General features: G+C 61.9%; 24 protein-coding genes and 1 pseudogene. 14 read left to right on the top strand and 11 right to left on the bottom strand.

Annotated elements, in window-relative coordinates:
- The first annotated feature begins 110 nt into the window (after nucleotides 1-110).
- From yihA to HJB91_RS05815, 5 genes are all read left to right on the top strand, one after another.
- Nucleotides 111-764: a ribosome biogenesis GTP-binding protein YihA/YsxC gene (yihA, locus tag HJB91_RS05835; protein ID WP_221153796.1), complete on the top strand. Its 654-nt coding sequence runs from the start codon at nucleotides 111-113 to the stop codon at nucleotides 762-764.
- 243 nt (nucleotides 765-1007) lie between these two features.
- On the top strand, nucleotides 1008-1217 hold the full coding sequence (locus tag HJB91_RS05830; RefSeq protein WP_210629403.1) for a cold-shock protein: 210 nt from the start codon (nucleotides 1008-1010) through the stop codon (nucleotides 1215-1217).
- A gap of 130 nt (nucleotides 1218-1347) precedes the next feature.
- The gene (locus HJB91_RS05825; RefSeq protein WP_210629404.1) at nucleotides 1348-1572 is read left to right on the top strand and encodes a hypothetical protein; all 225 of its coding nucleotides are present in this window, start codon (nucleotides 1348-1350) and stop codon (nucleotides 1570-1572) included.
- Between the two features lie 195 nt (nucleotides 1573-1767).
- Nucleotides 1768-2043: a hypothetical protein gene (locus HJB91_RS05820; RefSeq protein WP_210629405.1), complete on the top strand. Its 276-nt coding sequence runs from the start codon at nucleotides 1768-1770 to the stop codon at nucleotides 2041-2043.
- A gap of 232 nt (nucleotides 2044-2275) precedes the next feature.
- Complete coding sequence (locus tag HJB91_RS05815) at nucleotides 2276-3352, top strand: sensor histidine kinase (RefSeq protein ID WP_210631701.1); 1077 nt, start codon at nucleotides 2276-2278, stop codon at nucleotides 3350-3352.
- 113 nt (nucleotides 3353-3465) lie between these two features.
- Here HJB91_RS05815 and HJB91_RS05810 read toward each other — a convergent pair whose 3' ends face one another.
- The 3 genes from HJB91_RS05810 to HJB91_RS05800 all read right to left on the bottom strand — a co-directional run bounded on the left by HJB91_RS05810 (nucleotide 3466) and on the right by HJB91_RS05800 (nucleotide 5405).
- Entirely contained in the window at nucleotides 3466-4023 is a 558-nt protein-coding gene (locus HJB91_RS05810; RefSeq protein WP_210629406.1) for a fasciclin domain-containing protein, read from the bottom strand.
- Between the two features lie 126 nt (nucleotides 4024-4149).
- The gene (locus HJB91_RS05805) at nucleotides 4150-4869 is read right to left on the bottom strand and encodes an anti-sigma factor domain-containing protein (RefSeq protein WP_210629407.1); all 720 of its coding nucleotides are present in this window, start codon (nucleotides 4867-4869) and stop codon (nucleotides 4150-4152) included.
- Nucleotides 4866-5405, bottom strand: a complete 540-nt coding sequence (locus HJB91_RS05800; RefSeq protein ID WP_210629408.1) for a sigma-70 family RNA polymerase sigma factor — start codon at nucleotides 5403-5405, stop codon at nucleotides 4866-4868. The genes HJB91_RS05805 and HJB91_RS05800 overlap by 4 nt, the downstream gene beginning before the upstream one ends.
- Before the next feature lie 145 nt (nucleotides 5406-5550).
- On the opposite strand from HJB91_RS05800, the gene argB reads away from it, so the two are divergent.
- Together argB and HJB91_RS05790 are read left to right on the top strand one after the other, a co-directional pair.
- Nucleotides 5551-6438, top strand: a complete 888-nt coding sequence (argB, locus tag HJB91_RS05795) for an acetylglutamate kinase (protein ID WP_210629409.1) — start codon at nucleotides 5551-5553, stop codon at nucleotides 6436-6438.
- Between the two features lie 557 nt (nucleotides 6439-6995).
- Nucleotides 6996-8144, top strand: coding sequence for an alpha-hydroxy acid oxidase (locus HJB91_RS05790; RefSeq protein ID WP_221153777.1), 1149 nt, complete (start codon nucleotides 6996-6998; stop codon nucleotides 8142-8144).
- A gap of 66 nt (nucleotides 8145-8210) precedes the next feature.
- Here HJB91_RS05790 and HJB91_RS05785 read toward each other — a convergent pair whose 3' ends face one another.
- Nucleotides 8211-8981, bottom strand: a complete 771-nt coding sequence (locus HJB91_RS05785; RefSeq protein ID WP_221153776.1) for an isocitrate lyase/phosphoenolpyruvate mutase family protein — start codon at nucleotides 8979-8981, stop codon at nucleotides 8211-8213.
- Complete coding sequence (locus tag HJB91_RS05780; protein WP_221153766.1) at nucleotides 8978-10051, bottom strand: bifunctional transcriptional activator/DNA repair enzyme AdaA; 1074 nt, start codon at nucleotides 10049-10051, stop codon at nucleotides 8978-8980. Before HJB91_RS05780 ends, HJB91_RS05785 begins: the two co-directional genes overlap by 4 nt.
- A gap of 103 nt (nucleotides 10052-10154) precedes the next feature.
- Here HJB91_RS05780 and HJB91_RS05775 point away from each other — a divergent pair, with 103 nt between their 5' ends.
- Both HJB91_RS05775 and HJB91_RS05770 read left to right on the top strand, forming a co-directional pair.
- On the top strand, nucleotides 10155-10871 hold the full coding sequence (locus HJB91_RS05775) for a pyrimidine 5'-nucleotidase (RefSeq protein WP_210629415.1): 717 nt from the start codon (nucleotides 10155-10157) through the stop codon (nucleotides 10869-10871).
- A gap of 108 nt (nucleotides 10872-10979) precedes the next feature.
- Complete coding sequence (locus HJB91_RS05770) at nucleotides 10980-11597, top strand: EF-hand domain-containing protein (RefSeq protein WP_210629416.1); 618 nt, start codon at nucleotides 10980-10982, stop codon at nucleotides 11595-11597.
- 58 nt (nucleotides 11598-11655) lie between these two features.
- Here the strand turns inward: HJB91_RS05770 and HJB91_RS05765 are convergent, their stop codons facing one another.
- Nucleotides 11656-12519 (bottom strand): LOG family protein, encoded by an 864-nt coding sequence (locus tag HJB91_RS05765; protein ID WP_221153756.1) that lies wholly within the window; start codon nucleotides 12517-12519, stop codon nucleotides 11656-11658.
- 194 nt (nucleotides 12520-12713) lie between these two features.
- Here HJB91_RS05765 and dapD point away from each other — a divergent pair, with 194 nt between their 5' ends.
- From dapD to HJB91_RS05750, 3 genes are all read left to right on the top strand, one after another.
- The gene (dapD, locus tag HJB91_RS05760; protein WP_085776755.1) at nucleotides 12714-13574 is read left to right on the top strand and encodes a 2,3,4,5-tetrahydropyridine-2,6-dicarboxylate N-succinyltransferase; all 861 of its coding nucleotides are present in this window, start codon (nucleotides 12714-12716) and stop codon (nucleotides 13572-13574) included.
- A gap of 101 nt (nucleotides 13575-13675) precedes the next feature.
- Nucleotides 13676-14869: a succinyl-diaminopimelate desuccinylase gene (gene dapE, locus HJB91_RS05755; RefSeq protein WP_210631702.1), complete on the top strand. Its 1194-nt coding sequence runs from the start codon at nucleotides 13676-13678 to the stop codon at nucleotides 14867-14869.
- On the top strand, nucleotides 14856-15452 hold the full coding sequence (locus tag HJB91_RS05750; RefSeq protein WP_210629418.1) for a hypothetical protein: 597 nt from the start codon (nucleotides 14856-14858) through the stop codon (nucleotides 15450-15452). The genes dapE and HJB91_RS05750 overlap by 14 nt, the downstream gene beginning before the upstream one ends.
- Nucleotides 15453-15470: 18 nt before the next feature.
- On the opposite strand, the gene truA is transcribed toward HJB91_RS05750, so the two are convergent.
- From truA to HJB91_RS05725, 5 genes and pseudogenes are all read right to left on the bottom strand, one after another.
- Nucleotides 15471-16271, bottom strand: a complete 801-nt coding sequence (truA, locus tag HJB91_RS05745) for a tRNA pseudouridine(38-40) synthase TruA (protein WP_221153754.1) — start codon at nucleotides 16269-16271, stop codon at nucleotides 15471-15473.
- Entirely contained in the window at nucleotides 16271-17206 is a 936-nt protein-coding gene (fmt, locus tag HJB91_RS05740) for a methionyl-tRNA formyltransferase (protein ID WP_210629420.1), read from the bottom strand. Before fmt ends, truA begins: the two co-directional genes overlap by 1 nt.
- Before the next feature lie 20 nt (nucleotides 17207-17226).
- Nucleotides 17227-17316, bottom strand: a pseudogene (locus HJB91_RS05735) (type II toxin-antitoxin system VapC family toxin); the annotation flags it as partial.
- A gap of 17 nt (nucleotides 17317-17333) precedes the next feature.
- Entirely contained in the window at nucleotides 17334-17849 is a 516-nt protein-coding gene (def, locus tag HJB91_RS05730) for a peptide deformylase (RefSeq protein WP_088390317.1), read from the bottom strand.
- Nucleotides 17850-17947: 98 nt separating this feature from the next.
- Complete coding sequence (locus HJB91_RS05725) at nucleotides 17948-19444, bottom strand: globin-coupled sensor protein (protein ID WP_221153744.1); 1497 nt, start codon at nucleotides 19442-19444, stop codon at nucleotides 17948-17950.
- A 196-nt stretch (nucleotides 19445-19640) separates the two neighbouring features.
- Here HJB91_RS05725 and HJB91_RS05720 point away from each other — a divergent pair, with 196 nt between their 5' ends.
- The gene (locus HJB91_RS05720; RefSeq protein WP_221145816.1) at nucleotides 19641-20864 is read left to right on the top strand and encodes a DNA recombination protein RmuC; all 1224 of its coding nucleotides are present in this window, start codon (nucleotides 19641-19643) and stop codon (nucleotides 20862-20864) included.
- A gap of 79 nt (nucleotides 20865-20943) precedes the next feature.
- Nucleotides 20944-21843 carry a ribokinase gene (locus HJB91_RS05715; protein WP_210629423.1) on the top strand — a complete coding sequence of 300 codons (900 nt, stop codon included), beginning with the start codon at nucleotides 20944-20946 and terminating at the stop codon, nucleotides 21841-21843.
- Nucleotides 21844-22015: the final 172 nt, after the last annotated feature.

Raw genomic sequence — 22015 nt, 5'->3', positions numbered from 1 at the left:
TTCATTTCCGGCCGCCTCGTACGCAAGACGCTGCCCGCCTGAAAGCTTGACATCCGCCCGTAAAACCACGAAGCCGACAGAAGACCGAACCCCGAGATTGCCGAGCCCGCATGCCCGAAACCGAAAAGCCGCTCTTCGGCCACCCATGGATCTTTATCCGCGGCGTCCCGTCGCTCAACTTCCTGCCGCCGGAAGGACCGCCTGAAGTCGCCTTCGCCGGACGCTCGAATGTCGGCAAGTCGTCGTTGATCAATGCGCTGGTCGGCCAGAAGGGCCTGGCGCGCACATCGAACACGCCGGGGCGCACGCAGGAGCTCAACTATTTCGTTCCGGACGGTTATTCCGGCGAGGCCGGCGACCTGCCGCCGACGGCGATCGTCGACATGCCGGGCTATGGTTACGCGCAGGCGCCGAAGGAGCAGGTCGACAAGTGGACCAAACTCGTCTTCGAATATCTGCGCGGGCGCGCGACGCTGAAGCGCGTCTACGTGCTGATCGACAGCCGCCACGGCATCAAGAAGAACGATGATGACGTGCTTGATCTGCTCGACAAAGCGGCCGTCTCCTACCAGGTGGTGCTGACCAAGACCGACAAGATCAAGGCGCCGGCCGTGCCGAAGCTTCTTGCTGAAACGGCGGAGAAGATCCGCAAGCGCCCGGCCGCCTATCCCTATGTGCTGTCCACCTCGTCCGAAAAGGGCGACGGACTCGATGATTTACGCCAGGCGATCGCGGAAACTGTCGGGATAGCAAACTGGAAATAACGATCCGACCTCCATGCACTCGCTGAAACAGCTAAAAGTTTATTTTACCATCAAACAGAAAAACTAAAGGTTGACGCGCCGGAATAGGCGACCTATATAGTGCTTATCGAATTTTGCTTGCTGGCTTGGTTATCGCGCGATTAGCACCGCGGCCTGAACGAACTTCCTTTCAAAAATCGTTACCACCATCCGCATCGCGTTGACGCCTTGCGGTTTCTCAATATTGCTATGAAAGGGTTCATCATGACCACTGGCACAGTTAAATGGTTCAACTCCACCAAGGGCTTCGGCTTCATTCAGCCCGACAATGGCGGTGCTGACGCCTTCGTTCATATCTCCGCCGTCGAGCGCGCTGGAATGCGCGAACTCATCGAAGGCCAGAAGATCGGCTTCGATCTCGAGCGAGACCACAAGTCGGGCAAAATGTCCGCTTGCAATCTCCAGAAGGCTTAAATCGGTATCTGCTTCCCTTTGACCACGGATGTACTGGCACTGCCGGAAGCACCGATTCATTTAAGGCCGGGCAATCTGCCTGGCCTTTTTGTTTTCGCTCGCAGTCGAGCCCTTCAATATCGGAGAAGAAATGACAGAAACATACAGCAAATCGCGTCAACGGGCGGAGATCGCCTTCGGCAACATCCAGTCCCAGTTTTTCGCGAAGAACAAGGCGATGGAAGAGCTGGAATCCAACGCCCAGTCGCAACAGGCAAAGACGATGCGATTGCGGGAAGCACGGCTGGCGAAGCAACGCGACGATCGCGCCTCGGCCATGTCTGCTCTCCTTGCGAAACGCGCCAAAGCCTTCTGATCACCGGAAAAAGGTCGCTGCGAGCCCTATGCGGCTACCCGCAGACATGCCGATCTGCGCCGGTTCTCGCGCACGAACCGCACCGCATCGCACCGTCCGACGCAACTTTCAAGAGGAAGTATTCGCGGGTTCAAAAAGCGGCAACAGGACGGGCAGAACCGTGCTGACAGTTCACTCATATCAAAGGACACCGCAATGGCAGAGGATACGAAGGAACTCCAGTCGATCAATACAGCATGGCAGATCGCCATCCAGGAGATTTTGCGCATGGTGATCCGAGACATGTATCATGGCGGCGGCGAGGCGTCGTTCAAGTCGCATATCAAGCGCATAGAGGAGGCAGCCGTAGACAGTATTTATACGGATTTGCGGCTGCGCGGGACGGACGAGTGGACGGAAGTTCTGGTCAAAGAAAGGGCCAGCAATTTTGTCACCACGCTACTGACCTCGTTCACTTTTGACCGGGCGTAAGCTCGCGACCGACGCTGACGCATGATCTTGCGGCCAACAGAGGCCTGCCGACCAGTAACGTCGACCGCCGCGTTCACGGCAGCTGCAGAGCATCGAGATCCCTGACAGTTGCAGCATTTGAACACCGGCTGTTTAGACGTGCGACATCGATTGTGCTTGCGCCATCGCAGTTTTTGAAGCAACGCTTGATCTCATGCTGTTGAAGCGCAGCGGCGTCCGCGAGAAACCATCCATGACTGACAGCAAAGACGAAGCCCTTTCGCCAGAAGGCGTCGGCAACCTGCCCCATCTTGCCGAAGCCCTCGATGACGATCGGTTTCGACACTTTCTCGATCATGTCCCATTTGCAGTGGCGGTCTCCGAGCTCGGCACCTGTGAAAAGCTAATTTACGTAAACCTCGAATTCGAACGGCTGACAGCGCTGACCGCCAGACAGGTGGAGGGGAAACGCTGGACGGACATCGAGGTGAATTGCAGTGCAGTCTCCGGGGAGACAACGCTTGCAGCCGCTGTGACCACGGCGGAGGAATATATTGGCGCCTTCTCGCTCGTGGCAGAACCGGAAAGCGATGTGACTATCGACGTGTGGTCGAACACGATCGTCAACGATGATGACGTCCCGCTTTTCCGTCTGGTCGCCTTCGCTGCCCGCAACGAGGTGACGGGTGGCCAGAGCTTCAGCGAGCTGCTGGCCGAGAAGGATGTCCTTCTGCGAGAACTTCAGCATCGTGTGAAGAACAATCTGCAGATGATAACGGCGCTGATCCGAATGGAAGCGCGTAATGCTCAAAAGAACGAGGAGAGCGAGCGGTTTGCACGTCTTGCGGGTCGGATCGAAGCCTTGGCTCTGCTTTACCGCGCACTGTCGGACGAAGACAAAGGCGCGATGATCGATCTCGGCAGCTATGTGAGCCAGATCGCCGCGTCGGTCATGGCCGCCCACGCTGTGGAAGGGATCCGAATCGACATGAAGGTGGACACCTGGCCGGTTTCCGTGAACGTGGCAATGCCTGCCGGACTCGTCGTTAACGAGCTCCTGACCAACACATTCAAGCATGCCTTCGTAGGGCGAGATGGCGGAGAGATCATGCTGCGTTGTGTCGTCAGCGACACCGGATGCAGGATCACTGTCGCCGATAACGGGGTCGGCCTTCCTGAGAATGTGCCTTGGCCGAACCCCGGAAAACTGAGCGCCATGATCATCCAGTCCCTGAAACAGAACGCCCGCGCCCAGGTCGAAGTCAGCTCTTCCCCCGGCAGGGGAATGAGTGTCTCGCTCGCGTTCCCAAGAGTCGAAGCGGCCCAATAGCTATATCAGCGGCGCCGCCGCTCCATTAGCTAGCGGAACCGCTAGACGCTGGGCACCATTCGCAGGTGGTTTGGAGCGCGCCCGAAGAGCGCGCCCTCCGCCGATACACACACTTACATCTTCGGCAGCAGAACCTTGTCGACGACGTGGATGACGCCGTTCGACTGCTTGACATCGGCGATGGTCACATGGGCGACAGTGCCGTTTTCGTCGGTCAACGTGATCTTGCCCATATCCTCCCTGGCTTTGATCACGCAGCCGCCGACCGTCCTGATGTCGTGTTCGCCGCCGTCATCCTTGATCATCTTGGCGACGGTCCTCGCCATCGCGTCGGCCGCCACCACGTGGCAGGTCAGAACCTTTGTGAGCGTCGCCTTGTTCTCCGGCTTCAGCAAAGTATCGACGGTGCCCTTGGGCAAGGCGGCGAAAGCCTCGTTGGTCGGCGCAAAAACGGTGAAGGGCCCTTTGCTCTCGAGTGTGCCGACGAGACCGGCAGCCTTGACGGCGGCGACCAGCGTCGTGTGATCCTTGGAGTTTACGGCATTTTCGACGATGTTTTTGGTTTCGAACATCGCAGCGCCGCCGACCTTGGGGTTCTTCGCATAAGCGGCGAAGGCCACGGCTGAAATGGCAGCCGCGAAGGTGAGGCCGCGCAACAAATTCTTGGTCATGATTTTCTCCTCTGGCCGGGCACTGTCCGCCGGCTTTATGCCTGAGCGTCGTCCCGACATTTCGAACTACGAAAGGCAGCGCCGAAGAGTTTCAGGCAGGAGAGATGATTTTCGTTCTAGCCAGCGTTATGGCCGGTGCACCGTGCCGCTCGCGATGACCGGACCGGTCGCCTGCCCCGTCGGCGAACCGCCGAAAGGTTCGAGGCTGACGGCAAGGTTTGCGCCGTCGGCAAGATTCTTGCGCAGTTCGGCGGGAATGACGAGCTCGCCGCTTTCGCCCGGCTGGAAGACGCCGAGCGATTTCGGCACGCCACTGCCCGGCACCAGCCAGAGTTCCAGCGACTTCTCCTCCGGCTTGCCGGCTGCGACCGGCACGATCTTCAGCCGACCGCTCTGGATCTCGTAGGAGGCGCGGAGATTGATGGCGTTGTTTTGGCCCGAAAGTTCGGCGACCAGCGGTGCCGGCCCCTGCGGCTGGGGTACGAGGCCGGAGGCGAAGATGACGGCGCTGACGGCAACGACGATGCAGGCGAAGGCCAGTGAGCGCCAGAAGACCGCCGAATTCCACAGTCCCTGCGAAAAGGATCCGGGCTTTCCGGCATCGCCGAACAACCGAGACTCGATCTGCTTGAAGGTTTCCCGGCTCGGCGCGACGCCGTCATATTCGTCGTTGAAGGCGGAAAGGTTGGTTTCCCAGCGGCTGACGATGGCGGCAAAGGGCCGATCGTGGCGCATGCGTTCTTCCACCACCCGGCGATCCTGCAGCGATAGGACGCCAAGCACATATTCGCCGGCGAGAACCTCGTCGCGGGAGCGGTCTCCCTTGCTTTTGTCGGGCGATGTCATCGTTCCATGCACTCTCTCAGTTTCAAGAGGCTGCGCCTGAGCCAGGTCCGCATCGTGTTCAGCGGAACGCCGAACTGATCCGCCAGTTCCTGATAGCTCAGCCCTTCGACATAAGCCCGTTTCACCGCGACCGCACGATCAGCTTCCAACTCTTCCATGCAGGTGTCAATCCGCCTTCCTTCATCCTTCGTCACCGTCTGCCTTTCCGGGTCGGGTGCGGCATCGGCAAGATCGTAGGCGCTGTCGATTTCGTCGGCGACGGGCTTGCGCGCCCGCAGCGCATCGATCGACCGGTTGCGGGCAATCGCCGAGAGCCATGCCGAGGACGAACCCGCGGCTGCCTGGAAGCCTCGGGCCCTCTGCCAGATGCTGATATAGACTTCCTGCAGGGCCTCCTCGGCTTCCATGCGATCCTTCAAGATGCGCAGGCAGATCGCAAAAAGTTTCGGTCCGGTCTGGTTGTAGAGAGCCGTAAAGGCCGTGCGGTCGCCAAGCGCGACGCGGCCGATCAGGTCTGCAATCTCATCGCCTTGCATGCAGTTCCTCATATCATGCTCACGTTTGCCGGACGGTCAGGGCCACCGGCTCCGCGCCAGATACGAAAAACTATTGCCCTCTGGATTATTCCCTCTGTCAGAAACTTGCGATAAAAGGCCCGCGATCAACTCCTGCGGGGTCCCCATGAACGAGTCCGAAAGCGAAATCCAGGCACGTCTTCTCGCCCAGGCGCTGCCTTTCATGCAGCGTTATGAAAACAAGACGATCGTGGTGAAGTACGGCGGCCATGCGATGGGCAATCCCGAGCTCGGCAAGGCCTTTGCCAGCGATATCGCGCTTTTGAAGCAGTCGGGCGTCAACCCGATCGTCGTTCACGGCGGCGGCCCGCAGATCGGCGCCATGCTGACCAAGATGGGCATCGAATCGAAATTCGAAGGCGGGCTTCGCGTTACCGACCAGAAGACGGTCGAGATCGTCGAGATGGTGCTCGCTGGCTCGATCAACAAGGAGATCGTCGCGCTGATCAACCAGACCGGCGAATGGGCGATCGGCCTTTGCGGCAAGGACGGCAACATGGTCTTCGCCGAAAAGGCGCGCAAGACCATTAAAGATCCGGATTCCAACATCGAGCGGGTGCTTGATCTCGGCTTCGTCGGCGAAGTGGTCGAGGTTGACCGCACGCTGCTCGATCTGCTCGCCCGCTCCGAGATGATCCCGGTCATCGCGCCCGTGGCGCCGGGGCGCGACGGAGCCACCTACAATATCAACGCCGACACTTTCGCCGGCGCCATAGCCGGCGCGCTCAACGCCACCCGTCTGCTGTTCCTGACCGACGTGCCCGGCGTGCTCGACAAGAAAGGTCAGCTGATCAAGGAGCTTTCCGTCGCCGAAGCGCATGCGCTGATCGCCGACGGCACGATCTCAGGCGGCATGATCCCGAAGGTCGAGACCTGCATCGATGCGATCAGGGCCGGCGTCCAGGGCGTCGTCATCCTGAACGGCAAGACCGCCCATTCCGTCCTGCTCGAGATTTTCACCGAGCACGGCATCGGAACGCTGATCGTTCCCTGATCAAGGCTGCGCCCCTCAGCGGAACGAAGGGCGCATCTTTTACACGCCGCGCACGGGCGCAGCGGCTGCCCAGCTCGTCCCTCCTCCCCGCGCTCGTTTATCCGGTGACCCGACGGCATAGGATTTGCCGGAGCAAGGTAGCGTAGCTTCTGCATCGGCTGCGTCGGAGATGAAGCGCCAAAGCCCAAGAGAGCCTCACCCCGGCCCCCGAAGGGGCCTCGAAGGGCGAGGCGGGTGCTCGGACGATTGATGAATGCAAGGAGCGGCGTTGGCGCGTGTCCTTCGAGGCTCCGGCCTTCGGCCTGCGCACCTCAGCAGAGGGAGGTTGGTGGGTGCCGCGTCCATGAAGAGATTGCCCGATGCCGCGGCTATGAGATGTATGCGGCGCCGGAATAGAGGTGTTGGAAGATGCCGTGGTTGTCGATCTTCGCGCGGATCCATCGCCCCTAAATGACGATATCCCGTTCGAGAGGTCGCAAATCGTATAATGAAGCCTTGGCAAGATTTCGAATCGTGCTTTAGGTTGCGGCCCGAAATATAAACGGGTCGAGCAAGAGATGCGCCTTACAGACTGCTATAATTTCCACGATTTCCGGCGCATGGCCAAACAGCGTCTTCCCGGGCCGATCTTCGACTATATCGATGGTGCCGCCGATGACGAGGTGACCTATCGGCGCAATAGCGCGGCTTTCGAAAATTGTGATCTGGTGCCCGACGTTCTCAGAGGCGTGGCCGAGGTCGACATGTCGGTGACGGTCATGGGGCAGAAGCTCGCCATGCCGGTCTATTGCTCGCCGACGGCGCTGCAGCGGCTGTTTCACCACCAGGGGGAACGGGCGGTCGCGGCGGCAGCGGCAAAACACGGCACGATGTTCGGCGTCTCCTCACTCGGCACGATCAGCCTGGAGGAGGCCAGGCAGATCAGCGACGGGCCACAGGTCTATCAGTTCTATTTCCACAAGGACCGCGGGCTGAACCACGAAATGATGGCGCGGGCGAAAAATGCCGGTGTGCAGGCGATGATGCTGACGGTCGACAGCATCACCGGCGGGAACCGCGAGCGCGACAAGCGCACCGGTTTTGCCATTCCCTTCAAGCTCAATCTCGCCGGCATGATGCAGTTTGCCATCAAGCCGTCCTGGGCGATCGACTGGATGACGCATGAGGCGTTCCGGCTGCCGCAGCTCGAAAACCACGTCAAGATGGACGGCGGCGCGCTGTCGATCAGCCGCTACTTCACCGAAATGCTCGACCCCTCCATGTCATGGAACGACGTGGCTGACATGGTGCAGGCCTGGGGCGGGCAATTCTGCCTGAAGGGCATCATGTCGGTTGTGGACGCCAAGCGCGCGGTCGAGATCGGCTGCACCGGCATCGTGCTTTCCAATCATGGCGGACGCCAGCTCGACGGCTCGCGCAGCGCCTTCGACCAGCTCGCCGAGATCGTCGATGCCGTCGGCGACCGCATCGACGTGATGATGGATGGCGGCGTGCAGCGGGGAACGCATGTTCTGAAGGCCCTGTCGCTCGGCGCGAAGGCCGTCGGCCTCGGCCGCTACTATCTCTTCCCCCTCGCCGCTGCCGGACAGCCCGGCGTCGAACGTGCGCTGGAGACGATGCGCACCGAGATCGAGCGCGACATGAAGCTGATGGGCTGCACCTCGGTCGACCAGCTGACGCGGCGCAATCTGCGCTTCCGCTCCTGAGCGCAAACGCGATGTCGCTGCGAGCCGCAACCTTTCGTGCGGATGCGGCCCTCGAACGTATTGGCTTCAGAGCTGGCTATAAATCGCCGCCGCCTCCTGCTTCAGCTTTTCCATCATCGACCGATAGGGTCCCGGCCCATAGCTGATGCGGCCGACGCCGAGCTTTGCCAGGGTTTTCACATCGGGGGCGCCTGCCCGCATCATGATGTTGACCGGCAGCGACGATGCCGCGCAGATCTTTTCGATCAAGGCGGGCTCGATCAGGCCGGGCACGAAGAAGCCGCTGCCGCCCGCTGCCGCATAGGCCCTGCCCCGCTCGATCGCCTCGTCCACCAGGCTGGCATGTTTGGAGAGATCGCTCTCGGCCAGAAAAAGGTCGGTGCGGGCGTTGATGAAGAAGGCGATGTCCCTGCCGTCGGCCATGGCGCGAATGGCGCGGATGCGGGCCGCCTGGCTCTCGACAGGATAAAGTCCGTCGCCCGAGACCACACGGTCCTCGAAATTGATGCCGATGGCGCCGACCTCCATCAGCTGGGCGACATTGGCGGCCGCCCTGTCAGGATCTGCGGAATAGGCGCCTTCGAAATCAACCGAAAGCGGCAGGTCGACGGCATCGGAGATGGATTTGGCCGTCTCCACAAGCACCGACATCGGCAGTTTCTCGCCGTCGGCAAAGCCGTGGGCGGCGGCGACCGACCAGCTTCCCGTCGCAAGCGCCTTGGCGCCGGCATCGGCAATGGCCTTTGCCGTGCCGGCGTCCCAGATATTGTAGAGCACGATCGGATCGCCCTTCCGGTGAAGCGCGGCGAATGCCTTGGCCTTTTCAGTCTGGTTCATGCTGTCTCCTCCATCCTTGCTTGCGTACTGATCTTCTCTTCATGCCGCAGCAGCCATTGCTTGCGCCAGAGCCCGCCGCCGTAACCGGTCAAGGAACCATCGGCACCGAGGATACGGTGACAGGGCACGATGATGGCAAGCTGGTTGGCGCCATTGGCGCGGCCGACTGCACGCACGACCTCCGGCCTCTCCATCTCCCTGGCGAGATCGCCATAGGCGCGCGTCTGCCCGAGGGGGATCTCCATCAGCCTTGCCCAGACATGCTTTTCGAAGGGCGTGCCGCCAAGCGCCAGAGGCGTCCTGAAGACGGTCAGCCGACCTTCGAAATAATCGCGGATATCCGCCTCGATCTGATCGATCACCGGGGTGCGGCCGATCGCGACGGAGGAGCGGACGCGCTTCTGCAGCACTACCAGTTCGCTCGGCAGCGCCTTGCGATCGTGAAATTCGAGAAGATGCAAGTGTGTTTTGTCGGCGACCGCGATCATCGGTCCGAGCGGCGTATCGAACCAATCGGCAAAGAGCAGCTCGCGATTCTGCGAGAGCGCCGGCGCCTTGCCGACGAGCCGCTGGAACGCCGACCGGAAACCGCTCGACGATTCGTACCCGGCGTCGATCTGGGCATCGATGACACGCGCCCCATCCGCCAGCTGCCGGGCCGCTTCTCCGAGCCTGATATAGCGGACGATGTCATGGAAGGTCATGCCGAGCGCCCGCTTGAAGGCGCGCCGCACGGTCGAGGGATCAAGGCCCCGGCGCACGAGCTCATCCTCACTCCAGCGAACCCCCGGCTCGTCGTCGAGCGCGGCAAGCAGCAGATCGACGACCGGTTCCCTGCCGGGCTGTTCCAGCGGCCTGCAGCGCCGGCAGGGGCGGAAGCCGGAATGCATGCAGGCGGCAATCGTCTCGAGGAAGAGCGTGTTTTCCCGCTTCGGCTTGCGCGCCGGGCAGGTCAGGCGGCAGAAGATGCCCGTCGTCTTCACGCAGACATAGGCTTGGCCCTCATAATCGGCGCTGCGCGCAATCAGGGCATCATAGAGCGTATCGTCGTCGGGGCGTTGGAAAAGCATGTGCGCTTTCTAACATCCAACGCCGGCCGCGTCCGCCGAAAATCGGGCGTCTATTTTTTCTTGTCGATTTCCTTGGGCGAGCAGCCGTGCGATAAGGGCGGCCATGACCAAGATCGACCGTACGCCTGAAAAAGCCGATTTCGAACACGTGACAGACTGGGTGTTCGACCTCGACAACACCCTCTATCCCCATCACATCAATCTTTTCGCGCAGATCGACAAGAACATGACCGCCTATGTCGCGGCGCTGTTACAGATGGAACGGGAAGAAGCGCGCAAGCTGCAGAAGCAGTATTATCTCGACCACGGCACGACGTTGCAGGGCCTGATGATCCATCACGGCATCGACCCGAACGACTTCCTCGAAAAGGCCCATGAGATCGACTATTCGGCGCTGATGCCACAGCCCGAACTCGGAGAAGCGATCAAGGCGCTGCCGGGGCGCAAATTCATCTTCACCAATGGCAGCGTCAAACATGCCGAAATGACCGCCGGAGCGCTCGGCATTCTCGAGCATTTCGACGATATCTTCGACATCGTCGCCGCCGATTACGTGCCGAAGCCGGCGCAGGCGACCTACGACAAGTTTGCGGCGCTAAAGCGCGTCGAAACGAACAAGGCGGCGATGTTCGAGGATCTGCCGCGCAATCTGACCGTGCCGAAGGCGCTTGGCATGCAGACCGTGCTGCTGGTGCCGCGCAATCTGGAAGAGACCGTCGTCGAATGGTGGGAAAAGACCAGCGGCGACGAGGATCACATCGATTTCGTCACCGACGACCTCGTTGCATTTCTCGGCAAGGTGACCAGATCCGGCGGCTGACCGCCAGGTTACGAAAGTTTCACCCAACTTACCGATGTTTAACTGGGTCTTTGAGGCCCGCTGCCGTAGCGTCTTTCGTGAGGGGACACCTTACGAAAGGGAAATACGATGTACCGCAACAAGCCGATACTGGCAGCGCTCTCCTCCGTCCTTATCTTCGGCGTCGCAGCCGGGGCAAGCTTTGCCGCACCGGGCGACGGACCGCGCCCGCATCATGCCGGCATGGACCGACCGGGCCGCGACGCCTTCCTTGAAATCACCTATGTCCGCATGCTCAAGGAGTTCGACGCGAACAAGGACGGAAAGGTCTCCAAGGAGGAGGCGAGCAGCGGCCTCGACAAGATCTTCGCTGCGATCGACACCAACAATGACGGGTCGCTGACGCCCGGCGAAATCCGCCAGTACCGCCAGACGCAGCTGCAGGCGATGAGAGATCAGCACAAGCAGGACGCCGGCGACGAGAAGGACGCGAACGCCGCGCCCGACATGCCGGACAGCGAATCCGGGCGGCCGCCGCGCGACGGCCATGATGGTCATCGCTGGATGCGCCACGGCGGCAACATCATGCACGCCTCGATGATGATGCATCGGATCGACACCGACGAAAACGGCCAGATTTCCAAACAGGAGGCGGTCGCCGCCTTCGACAAGCTGTTTACGCGGATGGACCGCGACAAGGACGGCGTCATCTCGATCGACGACATGCCGGATCGGCCGCTGCTGTAAGGGCGGACGAACCATTGCCCTTGCTCTTTCCCCGTTGCGACGGGGAAAGAGACGTGTCTTACGAGTGTTCGTAGAAATCCTGGACGATCTTCCATGCGGCGTCGGCGGTGTCGACGAAGCTGATCAGCTTGACATCGTCGGGTGCGATCGTGCCGAATTCGGCCAAGGCCTCGAAATTGATGATGCGGCGCCAGAAGGCCTCGCCGAAAAGGATCAGCGGCAGACGTTCCATGCGGCCGGTCTGGATCAGCGTCAGGCATTCGAAGAATTCGTCGAGCGTTCCGAAGCCGCCGGGAAAGACCGCGATTGCCTTGGCGCGCACCATGAAATGCATCTTGCGAATGGCGAAATAGTGGAAGTTGAAGCTGAGTTCCGGCGTGACATAGACGTTCGGAGCCTGTTCGTGCGGCAGCACGATGTTGAGACCGATGGAGGGTGCGCCCTCGTCGGCCGCACCGCGATTGCCCGCCTCCATGACGCCGGGGCCGCCGCCGGTGACGATGACATATTCCTGGAAATCGAAGCCCGCCGAATATTTCGAGCAGAGCCGGGCGAATTTGCGCGCTTCGTCATAATAGACGGAGGCCGCCTCCAGATTGGCGCGCTGGATCTCGTTGCGCGCCGCCCAGGCGCTCTGGCCGGGAGCGGGAATGCGGGCACCGCCGAACATGACGACGGTCGAGCGGATGCCGCGTTCGGTCAGCATCATCTCGGTCTTCAAGAGTTCCAGCTGCAGCCGGATCGGCCGCAACTCCTCGCGGCAGAGGAAATCCTCGTCGACATAGGCGAGGCGATAGGCCGGCGACAACGTCTGCGGCGTCTTCGGCACGGCTTCGGCGCGCTGCCTGTCGGTCGAGCTGCTCTTCAACGGGTCCCATACGCCGTCCTTGCGCCGCGAACCGCCGTTTCGTCCCTTTGCCATGTCGAAATGCCTTTCAGTATTGCCGGCCGTGAAACCGGATATGTCGCTATAACGCCTTGAATCCAGGTATGATCTTGTTCGAAAAATCATTCCGTTCTACGGGTGCATGCTGTAGAGCAGGACAAACCCACGCCGATCGCATCTCCGGAGACTCCGCCGTCTCCACGATAAAGATCGAAGTTTAAGGAATTCTCATGAGCGCCACCGACCTTGCATCCCTGGAAAAGACCATCGAAGCGGCCTTCGACAATCGCGACAATGTGAACGTGTCGACGAAGGGCGAGGTTCGTGATGCGGTCGAAGCGGCCCTCGATCTGCTCGATTCCGGCAAGGCTCGCGTCGCGACCCGCGGCGCCGACGGTGCCTGGACGGTCAATCAGTGGCTGAAAAAGGCGGTGCTCTTGTCCTTCCGCCTCAACGACATGGAGGTGGTCAAGGGCGGCTCCGGCAACTCCACCTGGTGGGACAAGGTTCCCTCGAAGTTCGAGAATTGGGGCGAAAACCAGTTCCGCGCCGCGGGCTTCCGCGCCGTGCCTAATTGCGTCGTGCGCCGCTCGGCCTATATCGCCCCGAATGCGATCCTGATGCCCTCCTTCGTCAATCTCGGCGCCTATGTCGGCGAAGGCACGATGGTCGACACCTGGGCGACGGTCGGCTCCTGCGCGCAGATCGGCAAACACGTGCATCTCTCCGGCGGCGTCGGCATCGGCGGCGTGCTGGAACCGATGCAGGCCGGCCCGACCATCATCGAGGACAATTGCTTCATCGGCGCCCGTTCCGAAGTGGTCGAAGGCTGCATCATCCGCGAAGGCTCGGTGCTCGGCATGGGCGTCTATATCGGCAAGTCGACCAAGATCGTCGATCGCGCCACCGGCGAGGTGATGTACGGCGAGGTGCCGCCCTATTCGGTCGTCGTCGCCGGCTCGATGGCCTCGGCCAATGCGACGATGGCAAACGGCCAGCCGGCGCCACACCTCTACTGCGCCGTCATCGTCAAGCGCGTCGACGAACAGACCCGCTCAAAGACCGGTATCAACGAGCTGCTCAGAGATTGATGACACCGGGGCATTGATCCGGTAAACAGGCGACGTCTTTTTGGGCGAGGCGGCCTCGCCTTGCCATGTCTTTGCCATTCCCGCCGGATAGTTCGACCGCCATGACCGCTACCGATCCCGTCGCCAATCTGCAGACGCTGATTCGCTGCCCCTCCGTCACACCAGCCGAAGGCGGCGCGCTGACGGCGTTGGAAGCGATGCTCGCACCGCTCGGCTTCAACGTCGACAAAGTGAAGGCGAGCGAAGAGGGAACACCCGACATCGAGAACCTCTATGCCCGCCTCGGCGGCGACGGACCGCATCTGATGTTTGCCGGCCATACCGATGTCGTGCCAGTTGGCGATGAAGCTGCCTGGACGCACCCGCCTTTTGCCGCGGAGATATCAAAGGGCGAGCTCTTCGGACGCGGCGCCGTCGACATGAAGGGCGGCATCGCCTGTTTCGTCGCCGCCGTCGCCCGCCATATCGAAAAACACGGGCCGCCGGCCGGCTCGGTCTCTTTCCTGATCACCGGCGACGAAGAAGGCCCGGCGATCAACGGCACGATCAAACTGCTGCAATGGGCGGCGGAGCGCGGCGAACGCTGGGACGCCTGCCTTGTGGGAGAACCGACCAATCCGGACCGGCTCGGCGACATGATCAAGATCGGCCGGCGCGGCTCGCTGTCGGGCAGGATCATCGTACACGGCGTTCAGGGCCATGCCGCCTACCCGCACCTTGCCGACAATCCTGTGCGCGGCATGCTGCAGCTGACGCAGGCGCTGATGGATCCGCCTTTCGACGGCGGCACCGACGATTTCCAGCCGTCGAACCTCGAAGTGACGACGGTCGATGTCGGCAATCCTGCGACGAACGTCATTCCGGCCAAGGCATCGGCAAGCTTCAACATCCGCTTCAACGACAGCTGGACCGTCGAAACGCTGCGCGCCGAAATCCTGCGCCGACTCGAAGCCGCCGCCGGCCATGGCCAGTTGCGTCCGGGCCGCGAGCCGGTCAGATACGATATCGTCTGGGCCGACCGGCCAAGCCATGTCTTCCTGACCCGCAACAACGCCCTGATCGCTTCGCTGTCGTCTGCCGTCGAAAGTGTGGCCGGCCGGTCCCCGGCGCTTTCGACCACCGGCGGCACGTCGGATGCGCGCTTCATCAAGGACTATTGCCCGGTCGTCGAGTTCGGCCTGGTCGGCCAGACGATGCACATGGTCGACGAACGCGTCACTGTTGCCGATCTGGAGACGCTGACGGCGATCTACGAGACTTTCATCGACCGCTGGTTCGCCCATGCCGGGTCTTAGGGAAGTCCAGTATTACCTGGCCGGCCTCTGGCTGCTGATCCGGATGGATCCGCGCGGCTTCCGCTTCCTCGATCTGTCGGAGCGCGGCGTCAACCGATCGTTTTGGGCAATGGCCTGGTGCCTGCCGCCGATGGGCATTTCCTGGCTCTGGTGGCGACAGGCCTTCCTGCGGTCGATGCCGCCGGAGGCCGATGTCGACTTTGCCTTCTACATCAGGCTCGGCCTCGTCGAGGTCGCCAACTGGTTCGTGCCGCTGGTCTTTGCCGGACTGCTGCTGCTTGCCTTCCGCATGGGCGAGCGCTTCGCCCCCGTCGTCGTCAGCGTCAACTGGCTCGGCGTACCGCTCTCCTATATCAACGGTCTGCTGCTGGCTCTGGTGTTCTTCCTGCCCGGCACCGTCGGCCTCGTCTCGCTGCTGCTGCTCGCCTTCATGCTGGCGCAAGTCTTCGCTTTGGCGCGCATTCTCAGAATGATCTGCCACGATCACGCGCTGATGGTCGGGGCGCTGACGCTGGTGCTGCTGGTGCCGTCGATGATCCTTTCGGAATATCTGCAGCACTTCCTCGGCATTTATCCGGCCTGACCAGCCTCGGCGGAGGCTTTACGACAGATCATCGTCGTTTTCATCGGCGGGCCTGCGCCGGTCGGTGATCACCTCGGGATAATCCACCTGCATGAAATAGAGCCCTTCGGGCGGCGCCACCGGGCCGCAGGCCTTGCGGTCGCGCGCCTCCAGCGCTGCCTGCACATCTTCGGGCGTCCATTTGCCTTCGCCGGCGAGCTTCAGCGTGCCGGCGAAGGAACGGATCTGGTTGTGGAGGAAGCTCTGCGCGGTGGCGCGGATTTCAATCAGTTCGCCGCTGCGCGTCACATCAAGCCGGTCGAGCGTGCGCACCGGGCTGTTCGCCTGACAATGGGTGGAGCGGAAGGTGGAGAAGTCATGCCGGCCGACCAGCTTCTGGGCGGCGGCGTGCATGACTTCGTGATCGAGCGCCTTCGGCACCCACCAGGCCTTGCCGGCTTCGAGCGCCAGCGGCGCCCGGCGGCTGACGATGCGATAGAGGTAATGGCGCCGCAGCGCCGAAAAGCGGGCATCGAAAAAATCGGGAACCGCCTCGACGTCGAGAATGGAGACACGCTCGCCGGCAAGCCTCAGATGCGCATTCAACGCGTTCTGCAGCTTGTAAGGCGACCAGGCCTTGGAAAGATCGGCATGGATCACCTGTCCCATGGCATGGACGCCGGAATCGGTGCGGCCGGCGCCGCGGATCGGCACGGTCTCGCCGGTCAGCGACAGTACTGCCGCCTCAATCGCCCCCTGCACCGAGGGCCCATTCTCCTGCCGCTGCCAGCCGACATAGGAGCCGCCGTCATATTCGACGGTCATGCGGAAACGCGGCATCAGGAAAGCCTCGTGCCCGCCGCAAGCGGCGTGCCCCTGAGGAAATCGGCCGCGGCGAGCGGCTTGCCGCCTGCTTTTTGCAGCCGTGTCAGCCGCACTGCGCCAGAGGCGCAGGCGACGACCAGATCGTCGGTCAGCAACTGTCCGGCCGTCCCCTGCCCCTCAGCCAGCTCTGAGCCCAGGACCTTCACCCGTTCAGGCCTGCCGCCGATCTCAAGCTCGAACCAGGCGCCCGGAAACGGCGCCAAACCGCGGATATGGTTGTGCACATCCCGCGCCTGCCTGGCGAAGTCGATGCGCGTCTCGGCCTTGTCGATCTTGGCGGCATAAAGCACGCCGTCTTCCGGCTGAGGCGTCAGTGGCAGGTCGTTCATTTCAAGCTTCACCATGGCTTCCGCCATCGCCTTGGCGCCGACCTGCATCAGTCGGTCGTGCAGTTCGCCTGCCGTCATGTTCGGGCCAATCTCGACCTCGCGGGTCAGCGCGACAGCGCCGGTGTCGAGCCCCTTGTCCATCTTCATCACCATCATTCCGGTCTTTGCATCGCCGGCCATGATCGCCCGCTGGATCGGTGCGGCACCCCGCCAGCGCGGCAGCAGCGAGGCATGGCCGTTATAGCAGCCCTCGCGGGTGCCGTTCAAAACCGCCTCCGGCAGCAGCAGCCCGTAGGCGACGACAACGGCGACATCGGCCTTGAACGCGGCAAACTTCTCGTGCTCCTCTGGATCCTTGAAATTGACCGGCGTGAAGACCGGCAGACCGAGCAGTTCGGCCGCCTGATGCACCGGCGATTTCTGCAGATCGAGCCCGCGCCGGCCCCCCGGCCGCGGCGGCTGCGTATAGACGGCGACGATGCTATGGCCGGCATCGACGAGCAGGCGCAGGGTCGGAACCGAGAACTCCGGGGTTCCCATGAAGATGATGCGAAGAGACATTTTATCTCGCCAGTTGAGGATCAGCCGTCTTCAAACGGGTTTACGAGCTTGAGATCAAGCCCCTCGAAATCTCTGGTCCTGCGGGTGGCGAGCAGTGCGCCGTTCCCGACCAATTCTCATTGCGTTATCAGAGCGCCTTGGATTTCGCAGCCTTGGTGAACTTCTTGATCACCATCTCCCGCTTCAGCCGCGAGATATGGTCGATGAAAAGCACGCCGTTCAAGTGGTCGATCTCGTGCTGCAGGCAGGTGGCGAGCAGCCCGTCGGCTTCCACTGTCTGTTCCTTGCCGTTGCGGTCGAGATACTTGACCGAGACGGCAGCCGGCCGCTCGACCTCGGCATAATAATCAGGAATCGACAGGCAGCCTTCCTCATAGACTGAGCGCTCGTCGGACGATTTGACGATCTCCGGATTGATGAAGACCTGCGGCTGCTTTTCCTCGCCCTCGCGGGAGACGTCGATGACCAGCATGCGGCGCGGCACGCCGATCTGGATTGCGGCAAGGCCGATGCCCGGCGCGTCGTACATGGTTTCCAGCATGTCGTCGGCAAGGCGCTGCAGGTCGGCATCCACACGCTCGATCGGCTTGGAGAGCTGACGAAGAACGGGGTCGGGAAGAATGATGAGTGGCTTGATGGTCATGGGCGTTCCCATAACCCATCTTTTCCCGCTATGGAATTATCCGGCGCGCGGGGAAGGCGCTTTTTTGCATCCCCGCCCGGAATTTCGCCATATTCGCCTCACGCCACCCGGCGAGCCGCGACGACGGCAGGGCCTTCCGAGCGGGCGCGGAAGCGGCGCAGCAATTCGATCAATTGGTCCACCTCGTCCTTGAGGCGACCGGTTTCCGCCGACGTGCGCTCAACCATGCCGGAATTCTGCTGGGTGATCTCGCCCATGCTGCGGATTGCCACGCTGACCTCGTTGACGCCGGTCGCCTGATCGCGAGCGGCGGCGGCGATATCGGCGACGAAGCGGTTGATGATGTCGATGCGGCCGATCATGTCGTTCAGCGCTTCGCCAGTGCTGGAGACGATGCCGACACCCTCATTGACCTGGGTCGAGCTCTGCGAGATCAGGTTCTTGATCTCCTTGGCAGCCTCGGCCGTGCGCTGGGCAAGTTGGCGCACTTCCTGGGCGACAACGGCAAAACCCTTGCCGGCATCGCCGGCGCGCGCTGCCTCGACGCCGGCGTTCAGCGCCAGAAGATTGGTCTGGAAGGCGATTTCGTCGATGACGCCGATGATCTTGGAAATCTCCGTCGAGGATTTCTCGATGCCGGCCATCGCCGAAACGGCGCTGGTGACGAGCTCACCCGAATTCTTCGCCTTCTGCTGCGTCTCGCGTACGGCGTCCGAAGCCTTCTCGGCATTGGCGGCCGTCTGGCCGACGCTGACGGAAAGCTGCTGCAGGGCGGCCGAGCTCTCCTCGACGCCCGCCGCCTGCTGGGCAGTGCGCAACGCCAGGTCGTTGGTCGCATTGGAAATGACGTCGGCGCCGTTCATGATATGGCCGGACGTGTCCCGCACCGATGCAAAGGACTGGCGAAGCGCCTTGACGGCACGATTGTAATCCTCGGCCATTTGCCGGAAATCACCTGGCAGGTCGGACGGCAGGGTAGCCTCGAGATCGCCGTTCGACAGCGCCTCCAGGCCGCGGCGCAGCTGCTCGAGCGCAAGCGCCTGGTCGGATTGGGCTTGGGCGCGCTGCTCTTCAAGAGCCTGGCGTTTGGCTTCAAGCGTCTCGAGATAGACCGAGATGGAATAATCCATGTCGAGCATGCCCGCCTTGATGACCGCCGACAGCTTCTCGGCGAGCAGTTTGCCCTGCTGGCGCGCGAAGACCGACGGCCACTGCTTCTCCATGATGCCCTTGACGAGTTCGGACATGACAAGGGCGTAGCCGCCGACATACCAGCGCGGCTCCAGCCCGATGCGGGCATGCGTTCGGCCGACCGCGGTCACGCCGTCCACATAGCTCTCGTCGAAGGCGCCGCCGGCAAGCTTGCTCCAATGATCCTGCTGGTGCTTCTTGGCGTGGGCGACATGGTTCTTATCGGCGAAAAAAGCCGATACGGCGGGGGTCCTGGCGATCTTGGCATAAAACTTGTCGAGGGCAGCGCCGATCAGCTCTGATATGACGGGGCTGATATCCCGCATCGACCGGCGCGTCGCCTCGTCCAGTTCGATGAAATCGAGACGCTGTCTGAGGGCACTGTCGGTCTGCTGGGATGTCATGGAAATCTCTGTACTTGGCGCAACGGCGCGGGAGGGAATTCATTGGCACAGATTTTGGCCAATATGGTTGAGCAATGATTAAACTGGCAGCGATTTTCCGCGTCGGCGAGGAAAGCGACAGAGAGGATATTGGGAATTGCCGATTTTGTTCACGTTTTGATCTATATATTGCCCCATCTTCTGTTATGGTTGCGGCATGACCGTTCATCCCGAATCGCTCGCCCTCTCCGTCGCCTCGCTCAGTCCGGCCATGCTGGCGCTTGCCGGCGGCGTTCTCATCGCCTTTGTGCTTCTGGTGATCATCCTTCTCTTGCGCGGCATCAGCCTCCGCCGCGAGCAGGCGGAGGAGGCGAGCCTGCGGGCTGGCGAAAGCGAGGCGCGCATGGCCGAGCTTTTGAAGATCCAGGCGGAGATGCAGGGCCGCATCACGGCCATGGCCGAGGTTTTCGGCGCGCGTCAGAGCGAGCTCAATCAGGCAATCAGCCAACGTCTCGACGGCATGTCGCAGCGCGTCAGCTCGACGATCACCGAGCAGACGAAATCGACGCATGAGAATCTGCAGCGGCTGCAGGAGCGGCTGGCGGTCATCGATGCGGCGCAGAACAATATCCAGACGCTCGCCAAGGACGTCGTCGGACTGCAGGCGATTCTCTCGAACAAGCAGACGCGCGGCGCCTTTGGCCAGTCGCGGATGGAGACGATCGTCGCCGACGGCCTGCCGATGGGCGCCTATGCCTTCCAGCAGACGCTCTCCAACGGCTCGCGGCCGGACTGCACGATCCGCATGCCGAACGGCGCGCCGCCGCTTGTCATCGATGCGAAGTTCCCGCTCGAAGCCTGGAACGCCATCCGTGACGCCGGCAGCCCCGAGGCCGCCAAGATCGCCGGCCAGCAGTTCCGCCGCGATATGGAGATCCATATCCGGGATATTTCGGAGAAATATCTGATTCAGGGGGAAACCCAGGAGACGGCCTTTCTCTTCGTGCCGTCGGAATCGATCTTCGCGGAGATCCACGAGAACTTCGAGCCGCTGGTGCAGAAGGCACACCGAGCGCGCATCGTCATCGTCTCGCCATCACTTCTGATGCTGTCGATCCAGGTCATCCAGGCGGTGCTGAAAGACCAGCGCATGCAGGCGCAGGCGCATCTGATCCAGGGCGAGGTGGCACTGCTGATGGACGATCTCGGCCGCCTCGACGAGCGGGTGCGCAAGCTGCAGGGCCACTTCGCCATGGCGCAGAAAGATATCGACATGGTGGTCACGTCAGCCGACAAGCTCACCAGGCGCGGCGCCAAGATCGAGGCGCTGGAATTCGAGGCAGGCGGTGACGCCAAGCCCGCCCGCGATGGCGAGGCTCCGGCCAAATCGGTGGAAAGCCGTACCGGCCTTCTCAAGCTTCGGGTGGTTGACGAGGAGTGACCGCTTCGGGCAGTGTCTCGCCCCATGGAATAGCAGGGGCATGATGTCATTCGCATGCTCTAAAAGACGGGACAGCCTGATGATCACAGTTTTCGGATCCATCAACATGGATCTCATCGCCACGACCGAGCGACTGCCGAAGCCCGGCGAGACGGTGGCCGGCAACGGTTTTGCCACGGCTGCCGGCGGCAAGGGCGCCAACCAGGCGCTGGCAGCCCGCCGCGCCGGCCGCTATGTGCACATGGTCGGCGCCGTCGGCAAGGATGCTTTTGCCGCCGATGCACTTGCCCTGCTCGATGCGGCGGGAACCGATCTCTCCCTCGTGAAGCATGTCGACGGCCCCACGGGCACGGCGCTGATCCTGGTCGGCGCCGACGGCGAGAACATGATCGCCGTGGTTCCGGGCGCCAACGGCCTGGTCACGCCAGCTGATGCGGAAATCGCGGTCGGCCGCATGAACGAAGGCGACATGCTGATGTTGCAGCTCGAGGTGCCTGTCGCGGCCGTCGAACGCGCGCTCTCGGCCGCGCGCGCCAAGGGCATCACCAGCATCCTCAACCTCGCCCCCTTGATCCCCGATGCACCGCGCCTCGGTCGCCTGGCCGATATCGTCATTGCCAATGAGACCGAGTTCGAGCGGCTTGCCGGACAGGACGGCATGGACGCACAAGCGCGCGAGGCAGCGCTTGTCCGCCTGCATCAGGAAACCGGCCAGACCCTGATCGTGACGCTCGGCGGCGATGGCGTCATCGCCATCCGGGATGGGGTCATTTCACGGGCGCAAGGGCTGGCGATCGATCCTGTCGATACGGTCGGGGCAGGCGACACCTTCTGCGGCTATCTCGCCGCCAGTCTCGACGAGGGCCTCGACTTTCGGACGGCGCTGCACCGGGCGGCAGTCGCCGGTTCACTCGCATGTCTCAAATCAGGAGCGCAACCGTCGATTCCTGTGAGTGAGGAAGTCGCAGACAGAATATAGGCTAGCCTGCCTGCGAAACTCGCCAGATCTCCTTCAATTTTAAGGGAGATTTCTGCGGCTTTCATCATACAAACCGCTAAAGTTTCACTCAAATTTAAGAGGTCTCCGGCGATCTTCCCAGTGATCGCCGGGTCTTCGCGCTTGCGGATCCGCGGCTGATGCGGCTGCTCCA

Source organism: Rhizobium sp. NLR10b (assembly GCF_019685435.1).
Classification (GTDB): domain Bacteria; phylum Pseudomonadota; class Alphaproteobacteria; order Rhizobiales; family Rhizobiaceae; genus Rhizobium.
This window is presented reverse-complemented; position numbering and strand designations above follow the sequence as displayed.